Source organism: Paraburkholderia sp. RL17-347-BIC-D, from assembly GCF_046027915.1.
GTDB lineage: Bacteria > Pseudomonadota > Gammaproteobacteria > Burkholderiales > Burkholderiaceae > Paraburkholderia.
In genome coordinates, this window is sequence record NZ_JARESS010000010.1 from 233,536 (window position 1) to 255,363 (window position 21,828).

General features: G+C 60.4%; 23 protein-coding genes. 9 read left to right on the top strand and 14 right to left on the bottom strand.

The window, feature by feature from the left end; genetic code table 11:
* Window positions 1–116 precede the first annotated feature (116 nt).
* Window positions 117–1,199 carry an ABC transporter ATP-binding protein gene (locus P0D96_RS16560; RefSeq protein ID WP_408177308.1) on the bottom strand — a complete coding sequence of 361 codons (1,083 nt, stop codon included), beginning with the start codon at window positions 1,197–1,199 and terminating at the stop codon, window positions 117–119.
* 65 nt (window positions 1,200–1,264) lie between these two features.
* Window positions 1,265–2,038, bottom strand: a complete 774-nt coding sequence (locus tag P0D96_RS16565) for an SDR family oxidoreductase (RefSeq protein ID WP_408314356.1) — start codon at window positions 2,036–2,038, stop codon at window positions 1,265–1,267.
* Window positions 2,039–2,317: 279 nt separating this feature from the next.
* Between P0D96_RS16565 and P0D96_RS16570 the strand changes: the two genes are divergently transcribed.
* The 3 genes from P0D96_RS16570 to P0D96_RS16580 all read left to right on the top strand — a co-directional run bounded on the left by P0D96_RS16570 (window position 2,318) and on the right by P0D96_RS16580 (window position 5,446).
* On the top strand, window positions 2,318–3,550 hold the full coding sequence (locus tag P0D96_RS16570; protein WP_408314358.1) for an ABC transporter substrate-binding protein: 1,233 nt from the start codon (window positions 2,318–2,320) through the stop codon (window positions 3,548–3,550).
* Between the two features lie 157 nt (window positions 3,551–3,707).
* The gene (locus tag P0D96_RS16575) at window positions 3,708–4,598 is read left to right on the top strand and encodes a carbohydrate ABC transporter permease (RefSeq protein WP_132378944.1); all 891 of its coding nucleotides are present in this window, start codon (window positions 3,708–3,710) and stop codon (window positions 4,596–4,598) included.
* Window positions 4,595–5,446 (top strand): carbohydrate ABC transporter permease, encoded by an 852-nt coding sequence (locus tag P0D96_RS16580; protein WP_132378946.1) that lies wholly within the window; start codon window positions 4,595–4,597, stop codon window positions 5,444–5,446. Before P0D96_RS16575 ends, P0D96_RS16580 begins: the two co-directional genes overlap by 4 nt.
* A 112-nt stretch (window positions 5,447–5,558) precedes the next feature.
* Here P0D96_RS16580 and P0D96_RS16585 read toward each other — a convergent pair whose 3' ends face one another.
* The gene (locus P0D96_RS16585; RefSeq protein WP_408177310.1) at window positions 5,559–5,852 is read right to left on the bottom strand and encodes a DUF1330 domain-containing protein; all 294 of its coding nucleotides are present in this window, start codon (window positions 5,850–5,852) and stop codon (window positions 5,559–5,561) included.
* A 256-nt stretch (window positions 5,853–6,108) separates the two neighbouring features.
* Between P0D96_RS16585 and P0D96_RS16590 the strand changes: the two genes are divergently transcribed.
* Window positions 6,109–6,780, top strand: a complete 672-nt coding sequence (locus P0D96_RS16590) for a DsbA family oxidoreductase (RefSeq protein WP_408177311.1) — start codon at window positions 6,109–6,111, stop codon at window positions 6,778–6,780.
* Between the two features lie 149 nt (window positions 6,781–6,929).
* Here P0D96_RS16590 and P0D96_RS16595 read toward each other — a convergent pair whose 3' ends face one another.
* Complete coding sequence (locus P0D96_RS16595; RefSeq protein WP_408314360.1) at window positions 6,930–7,265, bottom strand: hypothetical protein; 336 nt, start codon at window positions 7,263–7,265, stop codon at window positions 6,930–6,932.
* Between the two features lie 283 nt (window positions 7,266–7,548).
* On the opposite strand from P0D96_RS16595, the gene P0D96_RS16600 reads away from it, so the two are divergent.
* Entirely contained in the window at window positions 7,549–7,956 is a 408-nt protein-coding gene (locus tag P0D96_RS16600; RefSeq protein ID WP_408177313.1) for an MOSC domain-containing protein, read from the top strand.
* Between the two features lie 86 nt (window positions 7,957–8,042).
* On the opposite strand, the gene P0D96_RS16605 is transcribed toward P0D96_RS16600, so the two are convergent.
* Complete coding sequence (locus P0D96_RS16605; RefSeq protein WP_408177314.1) at window positions 8,043–9,203, bottom strand: porin; 1,161 nt, start codon at window positions 9,201–9,203, stop codon at window positions 8,043–8,045.
* Window positions 9,204–9,827: 624 nt separating this feature from the next.
* Here P0D96_RS16605 and P0D96_RS16610 point away from each other — a divergent pair.
* The gene (locus P0D96_RS16610; RefSeq protein ID WP_408177315.1) at window positions 9,828–10,271 is read left to right on the top strand and encodes a Fur family transcriptional regulator; all 444 of its coding nucleotides are present in this window, start codon (window positions 9,828–9,830) and stop codon (window positions 10,269–10,271) included.
* Window positions 10,272–10,295: 24 nt separating this feature from the next.
* Here P0D96_RS16610 and P0D96_RS16615 read toward each other — a convergent pair whose 3' ends face one another.
* Entirely contained in the window at window positions 10,296–10,775 is a 480-nt protein-coding gene (locus P0D96_RS16615; protein WP_408291757.1) for a hypothetical protein, read from the bottom strand.
* Window positions 10,776–11,127: 352 nt separating this feature from the next.
* On the opposite strand from P0D96_RS16615, the gene P0D96_RS16620 reads away from it, so the two are divergent.
* Both P0D96_RS16620 and P0D96_RS16625 read left to right on the top strand, forming a co-directional pair.
* Window positions 11,128–11,454, top strand: coding sequence for a hypothetical protein (locus P0D96_RS16620; RefSeq protein WP_408314361.1), 327 nt, complete (start codon window positions 11,128–11,130; stop codon window positions 11,452–11,454).
* Window positions 11,451–13,517 carry a tetratricopeptide repeat protein gene (locus tag P0D96_RS16625; protein WP_408314362.1) on the top strand — a complete coding sequence of 689 codons (2,067 nt, stop codon included), beginning with the start codon at window positions 11,451–11,453 and terminating at the stop codon, window positions 13,515–13,517. The genes P0D96_RS16620 and P0D96_RS16625 overlap by 4 nt, the downstream gene beginning before the upstream one ends.
* A gap of 26 nt (window positions 13,518–13,543) precedes the next feature.
* Here P0D96_RS16625 and P0D96_RS16630 read toward each other — a convergent pair whose 3' ends face one another.
* The 4 genes from P0D96_RS16630 to P0D96_RS16645 form a co-directional block, all read right to left on the bottom strand.
* Window positions 13,544–14,128 carry a nucleoside 2-deoxyribosyltransferase gene (locus P0D96_RS16630; RefSeq protein ID WP_408291763.1) on the bottom strand — a complete coding sequence of 195 codons (585 nt, stop codon included), beginning with the start codon at window positions 14,126–14,128 and terminating at the stop codon, window positions 13,544–13,546.
* Window positions 14,129–14,325: 197 nt separating this feature from the next.
* Window positions 14,326–14,766, bottom strand: a complete 441-nt coding sequence (locus P0D96_RS16635; RefSeq protein ID WP_408291765.1) for a hypothetical protein — start codon at window positions 14,764–14,766, stop codon at window positions 14,326–14,328.
* A gap of 206 nt (window positions 14,767–14,972) precedes the next feature.
* Window positions 14,973–15,077, bottom strand: coding sequence for a hypothetical protein (locus P0D96_RS16640; protein ID WP_408291784.1), 105 nt, complete (start codon window positions 15,075–15,077; stop codon window positions 14,973–14,975).
* Window positions 15,035–16,726 carry a purple acid phosphatase family protein gene (locus tag P0D96_RS16645; RefSeq protein WP_408314364.1) on the bottom strand — a complete coding sequence of 564 codons (1,692 nt, stop codon included), beginning with the start codon at window positions 16,724–16,726 and terminating at the stop codon, window positions 15,035–15,037. Before P0D96_RS16645 ends, P0D96_RS16640 begins: the two co-directional genes overlap by 43 nt.
* 525 nt (window positions 16,727–17,251) lie before the next feature.
* On the opposite strand from P0D96_RS16645, the gene P0D96_RS16650 reads away from it, so the two are divergent.
* A complete protein-coding gene (locus P0D96_RS16650; RefSeq protein ID WP_408177322.1) occupies window positions 17,252–17,779 on the top strand; it encodes a hypothetical protein in 528 nt (175 codons plus the stop codon).
* A gap of 87 nt (window positions 17,780–17,866) precedes the next feature.
* Here P0D96_RS16650 and P0D96_RS16655 read toward each other — a convergent pair whose 3' ends face one another.
* From P0D96_RS16655 to P0D96_RS16670, 4 genes are all read right to left on the bottom strand, one after another.
* Window positions 17,867–18,091, bottom strand: a complete 225-nt coding sequence (locus P0D96_RS16655) for a hypothetical protein (protein WP_132378974.1) — start codon at window positions 18,089–18,091, stop codon at window positions 17,867–17,869.
* Window positions 18,092–18,227: 136 nt separating this feature from the next.
* Complete coding sequence (locus tag P0D96_RS16660; RefSeq protein WP_408177324.1) at window positions 18,228–18,647, bottom strand: hypothetical protein; 420 nt, start codon at window positions 18,645–18,647, stop codon at window positions 18,228–18,230.
* Window positions 18,648–18,677: 30 nt separating this feature from the next.
* Window positions 18,678–20,612, bottom strand: a complete 1,935-nt coding sequence (locus P0D96_RS16665) for a putative bifunctional diguanylate cyclase/phosphodiesterase (RefSeq protein ID WP_408177325.1) — start codon at window positions 20,610–20,612, stop codon at window positions 18,678–18,680.
* A gap of 232 nt (window positions 20,613–20,844) precedes the next feature.
* Window positions 20,845–21,783, bottom strand: coding sequence for a LysR family transcriptional regulator (locus P0D96_RS16670; protein ID WP_408314366.1), 939 nt, complete (start codon window positions 21,781–21,783; stop codon window positions 20,845–20,847).
* Window positions 21,784–21,828 lie beyond the last annotated feature (45 nt).

Here is a 21,828-nt window from a genome sequence, read left to right on the forward strand (position 1 = left end):
GGGGATGAGAAAACTTGGGGCGGCCCGGCGTCTTCTCACGGGTTAAATGAATCCGCGTCGCAGCTTCAGCGAGCCCGAGGCAAGCTCGTATCGACCTCAAAACAGCAACACGCGGTTCAGACCAGCCTGCGTCCACTCTCCGTATCGAACAGATGAATATGTTCGGCCGGCAAACGCAGCGTCACGCGCTGGCCGGGCTCGATTTTCGAGCGCTGACGAGTCGTCACGCACCACGTGCTGCCGCCTATTTTCCCGTACAAGTGAGTCTCCGCACCAGTCGGCTCGACCACTTCGACTTCCATCGTCGCGTCGGGTGTCGGCGTCGTGGTTTCGATGTGTTCCGGCCGCACGCCGAGCGTGACCTTCGCGCCGACCACGGCCGACGCGGGCGCGCCTTCCAGCACGATCTCGCCACCGTCCGTCAGATTCAGCGCGAGGCCCTGACCTTGCGCGCGGCTCGCGATCACACCTTCAGCAAAGTTCATCGACGGCGAGCCGAGAAAGCTCGCCACGAACAGATTCGCCGGATGATCGTACAGTTCCAGCGGACGGCCGATCTGCTCGATCCGCCCCGCGTTCATGACGACGATGCGATCCGCCATCGTCATGGCTTCGATCTGATCGTGCGTGACGTAGATCACCGTATTCTTCAGCCGCTGATGCAGCGCCTTGATTTCGGTGCGCATCTGCACGCGCAGTTTGGCGTCGAGATTGGACAGCGGCTCGTCGAACAGGAACAGCGACGGCTCGCGCACCACCGCGCGGCCCATTGCCACGCGTTGCCGCTGGCCACCCGACAGCGCGCGCGGCAAACGGTCCAGATAGCCGCCGAGGTTCAGCATCTTCGCGGCGGCTTCGATCCGCGGCTTGAAACTCGCCGACGACTCCTTGCGAATCCGCGGCCCGAACGCGATGTTTTCGTAGACGGACAGATGCGGATATAGCGCGTAGCTCTGGAACACCATCGAGATATTGCGCTGCTGCGGCGCGAGACTGTTCGCGCGCGTGCCGCCGATCATCAGATCGCCGCCGCTGATTTCCTCGAGCCCCGCCACCATGCGCATCAACGTGCTCTTGCCGCAGCCCGACGGCCCGACCAGCACGACGAACTCGCCGTCGTCGATGTCGAGATCGATGCCGTGCACCACTTGCGTGTCGCCATAGCGTTTGAAGATGCCGCTCAGTTGCACTGCTGCCATGCTGTCCTCATCATCTTGCTTCGTTGACTCGATCTCGTGCTACTTGCAATGTTGCCGCGCGCGGTTCAGAGCGATTCGAGCGTCAGTTCTTCCGCCATCAGACGGTTGCCAGCCATCAGGCCCCCGTCGACCGGCAGCGCGACGCCGGTAATCACGCGCGCCATCGGCGAGGCGAGAAACAGCACGGCGTCGGCGATGTCGTCAGGTGTCGCGAAGTCGCGCAACGGGTACCACTTTTTCAGATCCTCGAAGACCTGCGGATTCTTGTCGACGCGCGCCTGCCACGCCTGCGTCTTCACCGTGCCGGGACACACGATGTTCGCGCGAATCCCGTAGCGGCCGAGTTCGAGCGCGAGCGCCTTCGTATAACTGATGAGCCCGGCCTTCGCCGCGCTGTACGCCGGATGACCGAGCGCGGCCATGCCGTTCACCGAACCGATCAGCACCAGCGCGCCCCGTTGCCGCTCGATCATCGACGCGCGCACGGCCTCGACCGTGTGAAACGTGCCGTTCAGATTCAGATGGATGTCGCGCTGCCAGCTCGCGACATCCGTCGTGGCAAGCGTCAGACCTTGTGCCGCGCCCGCGTTGGCGACCAGCACATCCACCGGAGCGCGCACCTTGACCGCGGCGGCCACGGCTTGCTGCACTGCGGCGGCGTCGCCGAGATCGACCGCGATCGGCGTGACGTGCGCCTCGCCGAGTTGCGCGGTCAAAGCCTTCAGCGCGGCGGCGTCGATGTCGAGCGCCAGCACCGTATCGCCCTGTTCCACGAAGCGCCTGCACAACACGCTGCCGATGCCGCCGCAAGCGCCCGTAACCAACACCACACGATTCATGTCCGCCTCGCTCTTCAACCGCGCCGCCAGCACCGGATTAGCGTGTAAATTTCTTACAAACCAAGGTTGGCGCAGTTGTCTAGTCATCCCGAAGATTGGGTATCCGTGACATCACCCTATGCAGAATACCCCTGCTTTACAGCATCTTATGCACAAAACTGGCCGGGAAGAAATATGGCAGACCCTACGTGACAAGCTATTTTGCGTCATGTAGGATTTTTTCAAACAATTCAACCCGAAGCGGCCGGCGACGGCAGCAAACCACCCCAGGAGAGAGAAATGTCGTTGCAAGCCCGTGCTTCCCTCGCGCTAGGCAAAATTGCCGTGGCGCTCGCGTTTGCAGGTATCGCCGTCGCGGCTCACGCCGACACGGTCCGCGTGACCGTCGCCCACTACAGCGACGCGACCGCACCGTACTTCGAAAAGATGGCCCGTAACTTCGAGAAGGCCAATCCCGGCACGACCATCAAGATCGAAGATGTGAACTGGGACACGCTGCAACAGAAACTGCAAACGGACATTTCAGGCAACGCCAACGCCGACCTCGCGATCGTCGGCACACGGTGGCTGCTCGACTTCGTGAAGGACGACGTCGCCGAGCCGCTCGACGGCTATATGGACGCCAGCTTCAAGAGCCGCTTCATCGGCCCGTTCCTCGCGCCGGGTGAAATCAACGGCAAGGTGTACGGCCTGCCGATCGCCGCTTCCGCGCGCGCGCTGTACTACAACAAAGACCTGCTCGCGAAAGTCGGCTATCCCGACGGCCCGAAGACCTGGAACGACGTGATCGAAGCGTCGAAGAAACTGAAGGCGCAGGGCATTGCCGGCTTCGGTCTGCAAGGCAAGGAAATCGAAACGGACGTCTACTATTACTACGCCCTGTGGACCAATGGTGGCGACGTGGTTGGCAAGGACGGCAAGGCGGCGTTCAATTCGCCGGCCGGCATCAAGGCCGCCACGCTCTACAAGACGATGATCGACCAGGGCCTGACGCAACCGGGCGTGACCGGCTATAGCCGCGAAGACGTGCAGAATCTGTTCAAGCAAGGCCGCGTCGCGATGATGATCTCCGCGCCGTTCCTCGCCAAGCAGATCAAGAAAGAAGCGCCGAACCTGAAGTACGGCATCGATCCGATTCCGATGGGCACGGCACACGCCACCTACGCCGTCACGGACTCGATCGTGATGTTCAAGAACTCGAAGGTGAAGAAGTCGGCGTGGAAGTTCCTCGACTATCTGTTCACGAAGGAACCGCGCGTGGAGTTCACCACGACTGAAGGCTTCCTGCCGACCACCAAGGCTGAGGCAACCGACCCGGCATTCAATGATCCGGACACCAAGGCCTTCGTCGCGCTGCTGCCGACCGCCCACTTCGCACCGACCGTGACCGGCTGGGAAGACACCGCCAAGGCCGTGACCGATGCAATGCAGTCGATCTACCTGGGCAAGGCCAAGCCGGCTGACGCATTGAATGCGGCGGCCACGCAAGCGAACAAGTCGCTCGGTAAGTGATCACGCAGCACAGTCGTATTTATCTCGTAGTGATCTGCTGAACCCGGAACGCGCGCCGCCACTACGAAGGCAGTGCGCGTTTCGCTCGTAATGCACTATCCGGCCCATCCCGACGCGCCTGCTCATCAACGCGGACGCGCCTTACGATCGAGCACGCATGAGCCGTTCCGCTTCTTCGCGCCTGCAAGCGCCCTGGTTGCTGATTGCGCCGAGTCTGGTACTGGCGCTCTTCATCATCAGCTATCCGATCTTCAACATCGTGTGGCAATCGCTGCACGAGGTCTCGCGCTTCGGCGCGATTCGCGATTTCACCGGTCTGCGGAATTTCTATACGATCTTCAGCGACCCCGCGTTTCTTGCCGCCGCCAAGCGGACCATTGTCTGGACCGTGTGCGTGGTGGGCGGCACGGTGCTGATCTCGGTGCCTGTCGCACTGGTGCTGAATCAGGATTTCTACGGGCGCGGCGTGGCGCGCACGATCGTGATGCTGCCGTGGTCCGTCTCGCTGACCATGACCGCCGTGGTCTGGCGCTGGGCCTTCAACGACGACTACGGCATGGTCAACGTCACGTTGCAGCGGCTCGGCTTGATCAGCGGTCCGATTCATTGGCTGGCCACGCCGGAGCTCGCGTTTCCGGTCGAAATCGCAGTCGGCATTCTGGTGTCGATTCCGTTTACGGTGACGATTCTGCTGGGCGGTTTGTCCTCGGTGCCCGGCGATATTTACGAAGCCGCTCGCATGGACGGCGCGAGCGCCTGGCAGCAGTTTCGCAAACTCACCATGCCGCTGTTGCGGCCGTTCATCAACATGACGATTCTGTTGAACGTGATCTACGTGTTCAACTCGTTTCCGATCATCTGGGTGATGACGCAGGGCGGCCCCGACAACAGCACGCACATTCTCGTCACGTATCTCTACGAGCTCGGCTTCCGGCTCGGGCGCCCCGGCGAAGCTGCAGCGGTGTCACTGATCATGCTCGTCATGCTGTTCGTTTTCTCGATCGCCTATCTGCGCCTGCAGCCCGCGAAAGAAGGAGATCCGTCATGAGTCTCAGCGTCAAGATGAAGCGCTCGCTGTGGTGCTGGCTCGCGCTGTCGCCGCTAATCGTGGTGGTGCTGTTTCCGTTCGCCGTCATGCTATTTACGGCGTTGAAGCCGGCTTCCGAGATTTTTGTCTATCCGGCGCGCTGGTTGCCGGTGCATTGGCAGTGGAGCAATTTCTCCGACATGTGGGTCGCCGCCAATTTCGGCGTGGCGCTACGCAATAGCACGGTGATCAGTTTGCTGTCGACCGCGCTTGCGCTGGCAGTCAGCTTGCCGGCGGCGTATGCGTTGGCTAGGTTTCCCTTTCGAGGACGCGGGCTCTACCGTCAGTTTCTGCTCGTCACGCAGATGTTGTCGCCTATCCTGCTCGTAGTCGGCTTGTTCCGGCTGGCAGCGATGATTCCTTATGGCGACGGCAACCTGGTTGACTCCAAGATCGGCGTGATCGTCTCTTATGCGGCCTTCAACATCGCGTTTGCCGTGTGGATGCTGTCTTCGTACTTTCAGACGGTGCCGCGCGATCTGGAAGAGTCGGCGTGGCTCGAAGGATGCGGACGGACCAAGGCGGTCTTCAAAGTGTTCCTGCCGCTCGCGGTGCCGGCGATCGTCGTCACTGCGATCTTCACGTTCATCAACGCGTGGAACGAGTTTGCCGTCGTGTACACCTTGATCCGCTCACCGGAGAATAAAACGCTGACCGTGCAGGTGACCGACATGGTCGCCGGGAAATACGTGGTCGAGTGGCATCTGGTGATGGCCGCTACGCTTTGCGCCACGTTGCCGGTTTCGGTGGTGTTCGCGTGGTTGCAGCGGTATCTGGTGAAGGGGCTCGCGCTGGGCGCGGTGAAATAGATTCGGTGACAAGCGCGGCAGGCGGTGGCCTGCCGTTGCATTGCATCACGCTGGATTGCCGCCTTTGGGCGCGAACCTGCCTAAGCAGGTCGCGCTCTCCGCATCTCTTGCGTTACTCCGTGCCGCGCACAATCCGCAGATCGCGCTCGACGCCATCGCCCAATGCCGCCAGCGCCTTCTTGTAGAGTTCGCTTTCGTAGGCCGCGACGGCTGCTTCGTAGGTCGGAAACTCGATCACGACCGTCCGCTCCTTCAAGCCTTGCTCACGAGCCTCGTCCGCCACGCCACGTACGATGAACTTGCCGCCGGCAGCCGCCACGGCGGGCACGGCAAGCTGCGCATATGCGCCAAGCTTGGCCGCGTCTTTCGTCGCGCGATATGACGTCACCCAATATCCCTTGCTCATTTGAAGCTCCTATCAACGTTGGAAAAGCAGTCGTTGTCGTGCACGACGGCGAAGAGGGATTATGACGCCTGCCGGCATCCCTGTTGCTCGCATGGTCAACGGCTCCAACTGCGGTTGGTGAATTGTAAGGCGCCGGCTCGCGTTCCGTCACGAGGGCGGTCCTGCAAATACTCGCAATTCAGGTTACGCTGTTTGCGGCCCTCGCTCTGGCACCAAGCCGGCCACGCAACAGATTCTTCCCATTAGGACCACCGCAATGACACAACCGCTCACAATCGATTTTGTCTCCGACATCGCCTGCCCATGGTGCGCAATCGGCCTCTCCTCGCTGCAACGCGCGCTCTCGCGCCTTGGCGACACGGTCGACGCGCAAATCGTCCTGCATCCGTTCGAGTTGAATCCGGACATGGGACCGGACGGCGAGACCATTGTCGACTATCTCGGCAAGAAATATGGGCGCACGGCGGAGCAAATCGCTGAAACGCAGGCGGCGATTCGCGAGCGTGGTGCGAGCGTTGGTTTTGCCTTCGGCCCGCGCACGCACGTGTACAACACGTTCGACGCGCATCGCCTGCTGCATTGGGCCGGCATCAAGGGTGCGCAGTTGCCGCTCAACCTGGCCCTGTTGCGGGCCTATCACGGCGAAGGCAAGGACACCAGCAACCACGAAGTGTTGATCGAAGCGGCGCAATCCGTTGGGCTCGACGCCGCGGAGGCACGTGACGTACTGCAAAAAGGAACCTATGCCGCGGAGGTTCGTGCGGAGGAGCGGAATAACGAGGCAATGGGGATTCAATCGGTGCCGGCCACTATCCTCAACCGTCGCTATCTGGTGAGCGGCGGACAGCCTGTCGAAACTTTCGAGCAAGTCATCCAGCAGATTCTGGCTGAAGCGAAGGACGAAGGTTCACAAGCCGCGTCGCGCTGAACGTTCTCCATGCACCGGCAACATCATGCGTGCCGGAAATCGGCGGCATGTGGCGAGGGCGTCACTTTGGCGTGGAGTGCAGTACGTGCCGAGACGCTCAACCCGCACGTGCTACCGTGACCACCGCGTTTCGGTGACCTGAGTCCGGCTTACGGCGACACCATCCCGTTGAGTCGCGTCTGATCCTGCTCGTTGTTATAGAGCTGGTTGTTGTACCGGCGGTTTTCATACTGCCGGTTTTCATACTGCCGGTTTTCATACTGCCGGTTCTCGTATTGCCGATTGAAATACTGACGATTGTTGTACTGACGGTCCTCGTACGCACGATTATTCGCCGCGCGATCTGAATACGAGTCGACTCGCAACATGAATAGCGCCTGCGCCGCAGGAGTTTGAGCGTGCACCTGCTCGTTCATATGGACACACGCAACAAGCGCCACGATCACAGATAGCGAACGACGCGTAGTCGCTTTCGGCAAGTTCATCAATCCTCCTGGTGATCGATTCCCGGACTCCGCCCATGCTAGCCGGATCCTGCGATGTCCCAACTGGCGCATCGCGAAGGCCCGTCACGTCTTCCGAAGATCGGACGGCAAAAGGCCGGTCCGCCGTCGACGGGTGGCCTTGCATCAAACACGTCATAATCGAAGCGCGCGCCCACCACAGAACCTTTTCAGAAAGATGCCGCTCAACCCCGAATCTCCGCTCGCGCGCCTCATGCTCGCGCCCGTTCGCCCAGGTAGCGTCGTCTGGCTCGGCGTACGATCAATGCGCCGCGAACCGATGCGAGTCGTCGAAACCGTGGAGGCGCGCGTTGGCCACGGACTTGCCGATGATCACTACAGCCGCGCCGGTGGCAACAGGCAGGTCACTCTGATCGAGACAGAAAGCCTGGCTGCTATTGCGAGTCATTTGGGGCAAAGCGCGGTGTCGCCCCTGAATCTGCGACGCAACGTCGTAACGTCAGGTATCAATCTCTATGCGCTGAAGGCACGCCGCTTCCGGATCGGCGACGCGATTCTCGAAGCCACGGGCGAATGCCACCCTTGTTCCCGCATGGAGGAAGTGCTTGGAACAGGCGGATATAACGCGGTCAGAGGATTCGGCGGGATCACTGCGCGCGTGGTGGAAGATGGGACGATCGCGCTTTTGAGCCAGATCGTTCCGATCGACTGAAGACCGCGAGCATAGCGCTCGCACAATGACGCATGCCCGGCAGCAGCCAGGCATGCATCTTCACAGACTACTCGTCACGAACCTGCTTAGAACGCGTGACGCATCCCCACGGTGACCGCCACTTGCGTGTTGGTCGAAGACGGCGACAACGTGTTGATCATGGCATGCGAGAGTACGGAGTCCGCCGGCGCACCGTGCACATTCTGATAGACGCCTTCGAGATAGAAGTCCGTACGCTTGCTGATCGAGTAATCGGTCTGCAGCATGGCCGTGTTCCATCCCGGCGACGAACCGTTATAGGCGCCATGCGTGTACGTGTACTCGCCGGATACGCTCAACGCCGGCGTAAGCGCGTACTTTGCGTTCACCTCGTAGTTGTCGAGACGCAGTGAACCGGCCAGCGATCCGGCAGACGGGTCGCCCGAACCGAGGTAGCTGCCCGTGCCGAACGAGAACACGCCCGACGCGTTGTCGATCTGCGTGTGGCTCCAGACCAGCCCGACAGTGGCCGGCCCGAACGTGTAGTTACCGCCCAGCGACCAGATACGCTGGCGTTGTGCGAGGAAGTTCGCGCTTGCATCGCTCGAAGTCACCGCGCCGCTGCCGTTGCCCGCGTTGTTCAATTGCAGATAGCCGGCGGCAAGATTCACCGGACCTTGCGCATACGAAACGCCGAAACCGTATGACCGGTTGTTCCCGAAGTCGCCGGCCTTGTTGCTGAACGAATACATCGTTTCGAACGTAACGCCGCGGTAGGTCGGGCTCGCGTACTTGACCGAGTTGTTGATCACGACCGAATTCGCAGCAAGGTTGTCGTTCTCGAACGGATGCGCGGCCATGCTGCCGCCCCACGTGTTGAACTCCGCCGTGAGCGGTCCGACGAGGTCGTTCATCACGTCGAACTGGCGGCCGAACGTCAAGGTGCCGTACGGATCGCTTTGCAGGCCGACCCACGCCTGTGAGCCGAAACCATCACCGGAGAATGCCTGGGCGCCGTTGTTCAGCAGGAAACCTTGCTCGAGTTTGAAGACCGCGTGCAAGCCGCCACCCAAATCCTCCGAGCCCTTGAGACCGAAGACCGTGTTCTGGGTCGAACTGCTCACTTCCTGCCAATTGCTGTGCCCAAACTGATTGTTCGTGTAAACCAATCCGGTATCGATGAGGCCATAGAGCGTCACGCTACTTTGCGCATGCGCCGACATCGTAAACGCGCCGAAGAGCGCGGCCGCGAGTAAAGATTTTTTCATACTTTGTTGGCTCCGAGATCAAGCGGTAATTGAGGGTATCAATTGCTCTTTCCACCAGCGCCATGCACACGCATGCAATACATTTGCAACCGTTGTTGCGCAAACCGCGAGAAGCATAAGTAGTTATTGGATGTTTATTGCGCGACACATCATTTCAATGGCTTTGCCATGGTGCGCGCTTATCTATTGCATGGTTTTCATATCGGCTCAGTGGACGCGTACTAGCCAGCGCGGCGGTAAACGAGCCCCCCAATCATAGGGCGATGAAAATAAATGAGGTGTCAAAAAAAATAAGCCGCGTGGCGTCAAAAGAACAATGAGGGGGCGAAGCTTAACGCGTTGCGGGATCCGCCGGGAGTCAGTGTGGCGCGATTTTGACGGCAACGCCGAGCGAAAGGAATACGTAATTTAGCCAAAAACAGGCCGTTTGAGTTCATCGGTTTGCGACTGTCCAATGCTTCCCGAAACTGGCGCTTAAGGTTCTCTTAAGGAGCCGGCTTACATAGTTCGGCCACTCGCGGTTCGTCTTGCCGAAATAGCGCGACGTCATTCCCACCGACTTCTTCATCGCGGCGACCTTGAATCCAACAGGTCGGTCGCCGCTTCTCGAATGCCACGACGCCCATGAAAATTCATAGAATTCTGGAGCAAGCCCGTCTGCGGCCCACGTTCCCACGAGTCCTGGTGCTGGAGTTTTTTCATGAGCACGCTCGTGACCACTTCAGCGCTGAACAGGTCTATAAGCTTCTCAATGAAGACATGCGCAACATGAGCCTCGCCACGGTCTATCGTGTGCTCGGTCAACTCGTGGATGCGGATTTATTGTCGGGCGTGGCCTTTGGCGAAAGCCGCATGGTCTACGAACTGAATGACGGAACCCGGCACGATCATCTCGTCTGCACGGTCTGCGGTCGAATCTATGAGTTCTTCGATGCGGAAATCGAGGCGCGACAGCAGTCTGTCGCGAACAGCCTCGACTTCGCGGTGACGGCACGTCAGTTGGTTCTGTTCGGCATTTGCGCCGGGTGTAGAAAGAGCGGCGCGCAGACGCGATTGATGATGAGATAGAGACGCGCGACGCCGCTCATCGATTCATGCTTGAGTCGCTGCCGCTGCCGCCGCAAGTGCGCGGAAGTTTGCGGGCGTGGCAAAGGCGAGATACTGCTTCTGCATCTCTTCCGTCAACACTTCGATCAGCAGAACGTTTTCGATCCACAATTCGATCACATCGAAAAAGTTGCGCCCGCGCGTGCAGCGCACCGCGCGCCAGCCTTCTCGCTCGCCGATTGCGAAGACTTCCTCGGGGGACAGTTTGCTCGCAATGGCAATGTGAAATGCGCTGTATCGCGGAGCAGTGCTCGAGCCTGGCACAGACGAAACCTGTTCGCCGTCGGGGCTGAGCACGCGATCGTTGGGATAGGTCTCGATGATCGAGCCACGGTCGTCGCCAGCTATCGCCATCCACGAATCGGGAAAGGAAGGGAACGGTGCGTGAAATCCGCCCCACAGTTCGGCGATGACACGTGCGACGTTTTCCGGATTGCGAGCTGGGATGGAAGCATGAAACAGCATGAGTGACCTCCGTCGAAAATCTACATGAAGGTTCGGTCCTTGTATTGCGTTCTAAAGGCGGCCTTTGAGCCATTCTCTTTTTGTTGTCGTATGCGTCGGCGCGTGTCGTGCATAGCACGCGCACTCGTGGCGTTCAGGAGCTGCGTTGCCACGCACGAAGCATTCCGCGAATCAGCAATACATGCGCATCGGGCGGCGATACTCCCACTTGGCGGATGCACCGTCAAGTGGGGGTATCACCGCCACTTTCGTGTGATGAATTGCACTGCGATTCGCGACCTTTTTTCTTTCTGGCGGTCGCGGATCGTCTTAACTAAAGCGGAGGAATCGGCATCGACACAAGGAGGCCGCCATGGGCGTGCGCGTTCGGCCAAAAGCGCGGGAAAGTGCGGCGGACAAGGCGCCGGCGCGATACGGCTTGTGGGGCTGGCTGAAACAAAAGGACAACCGCACGGTGCTGCAATTCGTCGGTGCCGGCATTGTCGCGCTGATCGGCGTGCTCACGACGATGGGTATCCTTCATCAACCGGCCCCGCCAGAAGCTCACCCCGTTCCGTCCGCCGCCGCGGCGCCGCCGGCGCCACCTCCGTCGCAACCGGTCAATCAGAGCGCGACCGCGAATGGTGACGCCGCTACCAACGTGTCGGGCTCGAGCAATGTGGTGGTGATCAGAAAATGAACCCGTCGAGCCACCTGTCTGCGCTGATCGCCACGATCGTGCTTGCCGTCGCGGCCGCCGCTGCAGCATCGGCACAAACAGCAACGCGCACGTCGAATGAGCGCCAGTCGGCTTCAGCCTCTGGCGGCGGCATCGCGACCAATGTCATCGGCAACGGCAACACGATCAACGTCAGTTCGGCCGACGCCGCCGTGCTGTCGGAGTTGAAGTCGCGAATGCGCGAAGAAGCGCGGCTGCTCAACGAATTGAAAAAAGCCGTGGCGTCCATCCAGGCGATGACGCAAGCACCCACCACCGCGCCGGCGGCCAACCACGCACTTGCGGCCTTGCAAGCAGGCGATTCGGCTCCGTCGGTTGCGCTATTGCATGATCAGGAAGCCAACGTCGCCAGACAGGCGGAGCAAAACGCGAGTTCGGCCGCGGCCGACAAGCATAAGGCCGCGGAACTGGCCCGGCAGCAAGGCGCATTGGCGTTCTTTACCGACACCGAGGGCGCGCTCAAGGCTTATCAGCGCGCCGCCGGATACGAACCGGACGATCCGGACACGCTGATTTTCATCGGCGACCTGCAAGACCGGCTCGGCCAGACACAGCACGCGCTGACGACATTCGATCAGGCGCGTGCACTGCTCGAACGAAAACGGGCAGCGTCGCCCGACAACGCTGCTCTGCTAAGCGACCTTGCGGTAGCGCATGACCGGATGGGCGTCGAGATCCAGAAGCAAGGCGACCTCGATAGCGCGCTTGCGCACTTCAGACAGGCGCTTGCCATATTGCAGAAGCTGGTTCAACAGGATCCGCGCAACCAGGAGTGGCAACGCGATCTTGCCGTCACGCATGACTCGATTGGCGCTGTTCTTCAATCGGCGGGAAAGATCGCGGACTCTCTGGCGGAGTTTCGGCAAAGCATGGCGATCATCGAAACACTTGCTCGTAACAAGCCCGACGATGTCGATCTCCAGCTCGATTTCGCACTGGCGCGCTCGCGCATCGGCGACAGCCTTCTCGAACAAGGTGACTTGACCGGTGCATTGGTTTCGTATCGCCAGGCAGTGACGGTGGCCGACGCACTCGATCGACGCGGTCTGGCTGATCCGGCTAAACCGCACAATTCTTCGCCCAGAATCATGACCGTAGCCGAGGCGCGATTTTCCGCTCATCAAAGGCTGGGCATCGCGTTGGAATCGAAGGGAGACTATGAGGGCGCGCTGGCGGAGTATCAGACCGCGCTGAACATCGCCCAAGCGCAGTCGCAGAAGGACCCGAACAATGTCGATGGGCAGAAAGAGATTCTGTCCGCGCATTTGCGTCATGCGGACGCACTCATTGCGCGCGGTGACAACGACGCGGCGCTAGCCGAGCTGCGCCAGGCGCTGACGCTCGGCGAGTCCCTCTCCCGCCGTGAACCTGACCACCGCTATTTGCAGGAAAGCGTGGCCCTCGCGCACGTGAGCATTGCCATGCAATTACTCGCGCAAAAAGACGCAGCACAGGCGGCAAACGAGGCGCGGCGCGGTATTGAATTGCTCACCCCGCTCGCGCAAAGCGCGCCTGGCAACAAGTCGTGGCAGTCCGATCTCGCCACGGGTCACTCGTTGCTGAGCGCGGCGCTCCTAGTCCAGAATGACCTGCCTGGCGCTTTGGCCGAGTCACAGAAGAGCATCGACATTGTCGACGTGCTCGCTCGCGACGATCCGTCGAACGCGAGTTTGCGGCAAACTCTCGCGGAGTTCCACATCATCCGTGCAAGCACGCTCATGGCGCAGAAAAACGCCGCCGACGGCGCTTCTGAAGCGCGCAAGGCCACGGATGCCATCGAGCCTATCGCGAAGCGTGATCCAGACAATGCGATGACCCAGTCGACATTGGCGGAGGCGTATTTTCTGCTGAGTAAATTGAGCGCCACACCGGACGAGCAGCGCGATTTCCGCAACAGGACGATCGAAATTCTCACGAAGCTGAAAGACCAAGGGAAGCTCATGGGCGCTTTTACCCCCATGCTGCAAACGGTACGAGCCGATGCAAGCGCGGACTCCGCCCCACTTTCGCAATCTTCCAAATAGAGCGCCTGCCCCGCAGGCATCATGCCTTATGGCTTCTTGAAAGTGCTGTACAGCGTCTTCGCAAGCGCAGTCAACTCGCCACCACCCTCGCGAAGCGACGCGATCTCCGCACCGCTCTCCAACGTCTGCTCCACGCCGTGACTCCGATCGCGCGCGACGGCTTTCTGAATGGCCTGCGGCAACGCCGACAGTTGATCGACCACGTCGAAATCGCCTAAGCCCGTGAGCATCGGATTGTCGGAGCCACTGAGCATGGAGCGTGCGTCAGCCTTGAAGAGAACAAGCGGCTTGCCCGCATGCCACGCAAGCGACGCCTCGACAACCGTGCCTTCATCGGCAACGCGGCCGTTGAGATTGGCGACCACCGCATCGCAACGCCTGAGCAGTTGATAGGTATCCAGGCGGAAGATCGCGCGGTCGAGCATGTGCGCGGCTTCTTCAACCGACGCGCCGAGCTTCTCGAGTTCCGGTTTGAGCTTCGCGAACTCGAGACCGTCGCGATGCGGAAGAAATGTCGTCAAACCCGCAGCCTCCAGCGTGGCTGCAATTGACTCCATTTCGGCCCGTTCGGCCGCGTTGAAGAGCGGTCCTGCGCAATACACTCGTGGCATCTTTCTTCGTCTCCTGAGGATGGAGGAAATCGTAAAGTACCCTCGCAGCGCGTGTTGGCATGCGACTGCGAGGACCGTTTACGATAACCATCGACGAGGCAAAGTCAATGCAGCGTGTCGGTCACGTATTGCCCGGCGCAATTGGCGCGTGGGCAAGTACCTGTGCTATGAACCAGGTCGCCCTCTCGCTCTTCCGCTCAGTCGTAATGCCGATGCTTGTGATGACGCTTGCCCGACCGGTTGCCGCGGGAATAGTCGTCGGCGTACGAGTTGGAGCGCGAGATGTTGCCGCCGAGCGCCGAGCCCGCGCCGCCGCCCAATGCAGCGCCGACGAGACCGCCGCCACGACCGCCCATCGCATTGCCAGCCGCCGTGCCCGCGCCGCCGCCTAGCGCGCCGCCGATAATGGCGCCCGTGCGTTCCTTGCGATTCGACGTGACCGCGCCGCCGGCGCCGCCGCCCACTGCCCCGCCGAGTACGGCGCCCGTGCTGCCGCCGACCGCGCCGCCCAGCGCAGCGCCGGCGACACCGCCGAGCGCGCCGCCAAGCGCGTTGTTCATATCGCCAGCCATTGCCGACAAGGACGCCGAAGCCGTGAGCGCTGCAACGGCAACAATCTTGAGGATTCTCTTCGACATAACAAGCTCTTTCATTGTTGTTGACGGCGCCGAGTATAACCGCGCTTTTGAAAGGCCTTTGTAACCACGTCACTTCACATCGGTAAGACGTGTAACAAAATGATCGAAGGGTTGAGAGCAGAGGTTTTTACAGCCTCAAGCCAAACAGGACGAGAATACGGCCGGTTGCTTTTGCATATCCTACGGATAGCTAATCATATTGACGATCATACCGACACTACTGGCGAGCCGCCGTAGACCGGCAGCCCGCCAACCGCTAATTCGAACCTTATCCGCGACGCTTCTTTTTCAACTCGATGGTCTCGAACAATTCGTAGTTCTGCGTCGGCGTTTGATCCGCGCCGGGCGCGTGATAGTAGTTCATCGTGACCGTGGTCTCGCCGCCCGGATGCCCCGGATCATGATCGAACACCGCGATGCCATAACCGGTGCCGGTATCGCGTTGCGCCGACCAGATCGCATCTTCCACCGCGTCCGCGTTCGCGCGCACGAAAGTCCCGGCTGTCGTGCCGGCTACCGGCCGATTAGGGCGCGTGAAAATACGCGCCTGCGGCAGTCCCGTGCCGGCATCCAAGCCATAGACATCCAGCGGCGCGCTCGTGCCGCCGCCGCCGAGAATCAGGTGAATCGTGCCGTGGCTCGTATCGAACGTGGATGCGCCCGACGACACCGCCGACATCACCGGTTTCGGCTGCAATGTATCCACCGGCCGGCCCGTCGCGATGTCGGTGCCCTTGTTGTGGTTGCAGCCGCGCACGGGATAACTGCGCTCGTAGTCGTGATCGTGGCCGCACAGCACCAGGTCCACGCCGTAGCGATCGAACAGCGGCAACCAGGCCTCGCGGATGCCTTTATCGGAACCGTTGCCCGTCTTCGACGAACTCAGCGCGTCCTGATGCATCTGAACGATGATCCAGTCGACCTCGTCGTCTTCGGAGGCACGGTGCAATGTCTTCTCCAGCCAACGCGTCTGCTCGCCGGCGCTGTAGCCGCGCACATAGAGCGACGTACCGGGTTGTATAGGCGGATTGCCGGTGCTGGCCACCGGCACCAGCGGATCCGGGCCGGCAACGAACGCGGCCGCGTCCTGATACACGACGTCGTCCGCATCGAGCGAAATGAACAGCACGGAACTCACGCGAAAGCTGTACCAGCGGCCCTGAAAGCGCGTGTGATTATCCGGCAGCGTATAGCGCGCGAGATACGAGGCGAGGCCTTGTTCGCCGTTATGGAACTCGAGCTCGTGATTGCCAGGACACGGCATCCACGGCCGGTTCGACGCGGACGTCTGGCAGTTGTTGCCGAAGTCGCGCCACACATCAGGCTGGTGCGTCGGATTCAGATTGGCGTAACACAGGTCGCCATTGAGCAGGTGGAACAGCGGCTGAAAGCGCTCGACCGCCTGCACCGCGAAGCGGCTTTGCGGCGACGACAGAACCCAGCCGGTATTCGGCGTCGCGAGATCGCCATAACTTGTCCAGCGAAACGGCGCGCGTCCACGCGGCGCAGTACGGAAGTTCGCGGTGAAGGGCTGAGCCGCGTTGCTGTCGTTCTCGGCGGTCACCTCGTATTCGTAACTCGTATCGGGTTTCAGATCTCGCAGACGCGCGTGATACGTGAACACGACCTCGCCGTTGAGGCCGTCCGTATAGGTGCTTTGAACGCCATGCACCGTATGTTTCCCCTCGCGCGCGCCGCTGACGCGCACCTGCGGGCTCACTGCCGGCGCAAGCGACGCCCACGACACCGTGACCTCGTGGGTCGGATCGTTGCCCCAAGTCAGGTGGACTTGCTCCGGTGTACCGTCGGGTGCGCTGTTCGCCGCGCGCGCCGCCGATGAAAGCGTGCCCGCCGCCGTAGCGAGACTGGACGCACCGGCAAACTTCAGGAACCCACGACGCGAGACGATGGAAGCGCCTTGATCGGTCGGCGAAGCCTTAGCGATTTTTCTGTTCGACATGTCTGGTGTTGTTGTACGGGGGTGGAAGGACGCCGACGCATAGGACGGACGCACCGCGTTCTGCGTGAACCGCGAGTGCGCTGAAGACCGGCGCGCAACGGGGACGACCAGCCATCGTAGTCGCCAGACTATGACACTCGGATGAAACCGCCCGGTGCGGACAGTTTCGTGCTCCCACATCTGCATTGCAAATCAGATGATTGACAGCTTGGTAGACCGATATATATCATTTGAAAAAGACCAAACGCATCTCATAAAATCAGTCATTCAGAAGTCATTTTTTAATATGCATTTCGATATGTGGCGCAGCTAGAAATAAATACCGAAAGGCGTGTGCGGTGAACTTCGCGCACGTTCAAATAATTGATTTTTATAACTTTTGGCGACCAAAAACCAAACTAAGGGCAGATTCCAGGCTTTCCGCCTTTAAACACACTTCAATTTCACAACCAGACCGCCGGCATTAACAGCAGGCGGCGGGGATTCGCGCGCCCCTAGCTGCGCTTCGGACTGAGTCATATTGCCATGAATACGAAAAAGAAATACACGGCGGCAACGTTATTGATCACGGCACTGCTGGGCGGTTGCACGTCAATGGACGGCGCGATGTCCTCGACCTCGGATTTCCTCGACACCACTGGCGACGTCCTGAGCGGCGATTTCCGCGGATTGACGGCCGCACAGCGGACCACGATGACCGAGATGGCCGTCGACTGGAAGCAGAATGAAAATAACGCGAAGAAGAAATGGGACGAGCGCCGGCTGGTCGTGACCGGTATCGTCACGCGCGTCACGCATTCCGACGGGTTTGTCGGAAAGCCGGGCAAGTATGTGATCGTGTTCAAGGAGCCGTCCAATCCGAAGTGCATCGGCGTGGCGACGACCCGCGATGATCTGATGGTGAACGACAAGCGGACCTCGGTGTACAAAACCGGGGACCGCATCGACGTAACCGGCGTGCTGCAGACACGCGCGGACGTCGACTCCGATGGCGCCGCTTGCCATTTCGCATTTGAACATGCGAGTTTCGCGTTGAATACCGCCCCGCGCTGAGGCAATCACCAGCGACGGCAAGCGCGCCGAAGCGTTGCCGGCGCATGTATTCCATCATGGATCATGCGACCGGCGGCGAACCACCACTCACGTCTGCGGATTCGTGTCGTCCGTGGGCTGGGTGTTGTCGGCGACGTCCTGCTTGTCGTCGTCTTTCTTTTCCATCATTGATTCCAGCTTGCCGGCGCCTTCAAAACCGGCGATAGCGGCGATGCCTTTCGTCAGCAAGCCCGCTTCCGGATCCACTTTTTCTGCCGCTTCAACGGCGGCGATCGCCCCCGCAATCTTTCCTGCTTCGTCCAAGAGTCCCATGTCGCTCTCCTCGAGAAAAAGTGAGTTTGCATCGTCTCACGATCTCGACGCCTTGTCGTCAAATGTAAAACCGAAATGACGATTAGCTGACGCCGCGCAGAGACGCGACGAACTTTACGTTTAGTAAGCGTGACGGCTATCGTTTGGGCGGTTGCGGATTATTCGCCGGATTGGTATCGAATCTGGAGACGCGTTGTATTCCGTCTTCACGGACCAACTGCAATAGTTCGTTCTCCATGTTATCGGCGACGTCTTTGCCGTAGACCTCGTCGCCATTCACATAAACGGTAAACGATTGCAGGTACTTCGCCTTCTTCTCCGGGTTTTCGATCGTCTCGCGAGTCCATTGATAAAGCGGATAGTTTTCCGTACCCTGCCGTTCTGCTTCGCTCACGTAGTCGGCGAAGGCATCGAACTGGCATTTCAACGTTGCGTCGTGCCTGCGCAGAACATCGCGAAGCACGCTATGCGAAGCACACGTCGGGTCAGCACGTAACATGTCGGCAAATTCGGGCGAGACGGTGATCCGTAGCTGGAATTGCAACGCAGGTTCCATATTCGCCTCGGTGTCGGCATTGATGAACGCTCAGTCCTTATCCGCGGAATGCGCGGCAACCTTTTCTTCGATGCGCGCAATCTCGTGCCCCTGCACTGGCTTGCCGAGCAGAAAGCCTTGAGCATGCGTGCATCCGCATACGCGCACGAAATCCAGTTGCTCTTGCGTCTCGATGCCTTCCGCCGTAGTCGGCATGCCGATTTCCCGCGCCAACGCCACGATGCCACGCACCACTGCCGCCGATTCCCGACGATGCACGGACTCCTTGACGAACGAACTATCGATCTTGAGCTTGTCGAACGAAAAGCGCACGAGCGTCGACATCGTCGAGAAGCCGGTGCCGAAATCGTCGAGCGCGAGACCGATGCCCAACGCGCGCAGCCTCCCGACGTTGCGCCGGGTCACGACATCGTCGTTCAGCAGCACCGTTTCGGTGACCTCGATATTCAGGCGCTGCGGCGGAAGCTTCGTCTTGCGAAGAATTCCCGCAACGACCGACGCAAACGACTCCTCCCGCAATTGCACCGGCGACACATTCACGGCGACGGTTACCCTGTCGCGCCAGGTCACCGCCTCCTGGCACGATTGCAGTAAAGCCCATTCGCCCAACAACAGAATGAGGCCCGTACGTTCGGCGGTAGGAATGAAGGCGGAAGGGGAAAGCTCGCCGCGCGTGGGATGGGTCCAGCGCATCAGCGCCTCGCGGCCGGACACCGCACCGCTGCTGAGATCGATGATGGGCTGGTACTCCATGCGCAAACCGCTGAACGAGTGCAACGCGCCTTCGAGGTCGCTGCGCAGAAGGCTCAGGCTTTCATCCGACGCGTGTTTCGCAGCATCGAAAATAGCGTATGCGCTTTTGCCGCTGCGTTTCACGGCATACAAGGCGCGATCGGCACAAATCAGCAGTTGCGGGCCGGTCCTCGCGTGTTCGGGATAGAGCGAGACGCCCACGCTCGCGCCGATGTGCACCAGCGCCTCGCGCAGCGCGAACGGGCGCGCCAGCGTCTTCACGATGCGGTCCGCCAGATTGCGGACGTCGCGCGCCTGCCCCGTACCATCGGAAAGCGCCACGAACTCGTCGCCGGCCAGACGTCCGACGAGATCGCCGCTCGGCAACACCTCACGCAAGCGGATTGCCGCTTCCTGAAGAATCTGATCTCCGGCGGCATGGCCCAGGCTGTCATTGATGGCCTTGAAACCGTCCAGGTCGATCAGTAGAACAGCGAACGATTTATCGTTGCGTAGCGCGCCCATCTCCGTGCGCTCGAGCAGCAGTTCACTGATTCGCGCGCGATTGGGCAAACCGGTGAGGCTGTCGTGATGCGCGAGCCGGTGGCTGTTTTCCCGCGCCAGAAGCAACGCGACTGTGTCGCGATTGCTGCGCAGCGCAACCGTAAAGAAGCCGGCAGCGCAGAACGGCGCCTGGAAAAGCAGCACAAGTTTGCCGGACCCTGGGGACAGCGCCGCACCGAAAGCCAATAGCCCAAGAATGAAGGTAATTTGCAGCAGTACGAGCCGCGGCGTGCCCGCGTTACGTCCGGCCAATCCGCCGATCACGCCCACTGCGCAGACGTTGCCGAGCAGGAAGAGTGTTTGGTCTCCGCTAATGTTGCACAGCAAGGTGCCGTACCCGAACAGCGCGCTCCAGAGCAGGCTTGCGAACAGAAACGCGGAGGTCGGTGTCGGCTGACCGTTGGCGCTGCGCGAGCAGCACAACCAGATTAATGCGAGCCGCGCGATCAGCAATGCAATAACGGCGCAGCCCCAACTCGCGTAAAGGGCCTTGGGATAAAGGTAATAAGCGGTGGCGCAGACGCTGATTTCGCAAATCGACGCGAATACGATCGACGCGGTCCGCGTGAACAGATTGGCAAGCAATATCTGCCGATTGTCCGCGCTCAGATCCTGAGAGGAAGAGACGACCCACTTAAAAAATGGAGACCTTGGTTCGCTGAAAGCCATGACCTACGCATTTTTGATGGTTGATGAATCGAAACCCGCGCGTATGGCGATTATTACGTAAACATTGAGGATCGGGTTAATTCGACTGAGGAAACACGCCGTCTCCGTCCATGAGGAAAAAATTACGTATGGCGTGGTCATCTGTGCGCGCGTTTAACAGCGCATGCGCCAAGGTCAGGCACTTTTCGACGTATTCACGCAGAACGGCAATGGCGGCCGAACTCGATGAGATTTACCGTGCGCCACGCGGCCTGCGCTTGGTCCGCGCCTCTTCGCGCTGAACATCGGCGTGCTCGCGGATCATATCGATCAGCGCCCGTAACCCGGCAGGCACGTGACGACGGCCGGGATAGTACAAACACAGGCCGTCCAGCGGCGGAGTCCAGTCTTCCAGCACGCGCACCAGCGTGCCCGCCTGCAGATCCGCGGCGACATTCCATTCGGTCAGATAGGTCACGCCGAGGCCGGCGCGCGCCGCGTCCAGCATCAGACCCGGTTCGTCGAGCGTCAGCGCGCCTTTTCCGTCGATACGCACCGTCTCGCCGCGGCGCTCGAATTCCCAATGGTAGATCGCGCCGCTCGGCATGCGCGTGCGGATGCAGCGGTGCGCGAGCAGGTCGGCGGGCACGCGCGGCGCTTTGTGCTGCGCGAAATAAACGGGACTGCCAACGACGGCGAAGCGTTGCTTAGCGCCGAACGGCACCGCGATCATGTCCTGCGGCACCGTTTCTGCCAGACGGATACCCGCATCGAAACCTTCGACGACGATGTCGATCAGCCTGCCCTCGGTCACGAGATCGAGTTTCATGTCGGGATAGCGCGCCAGAAACGCGATGAACAGCGGCATGGCTTGCCTCGCCGCGCCCACCGACGCATTGATGCGCAGCGTGCCCGACAACGTGTCGCGAAAGCTGCCGGCCTGCTCGATCGCGACGCGGATCGTCGAGAGCGCGGGCGCCACGCTGTCGACGAATTGCGCGCCCGCTTCCGACAGCGACACGCTGCGCGTCGTGCGATTGAAGAGCCGTACGCCGATGCGCGCTTCGAGCGCCGCAACCGAGTGACTGAGCGCGGAGGTCGACACGCCGAGCTCGGTCGCCGCCGCCCGAAAGCTGCGATGGCGCGCGACGGCCAGAATGGCCTCCAGCTCACCCAAACCCGAAGTTTTCATTGTCCCAAATCGCTCAACGTGACGTGCTTGATTGTACGGCTAGTC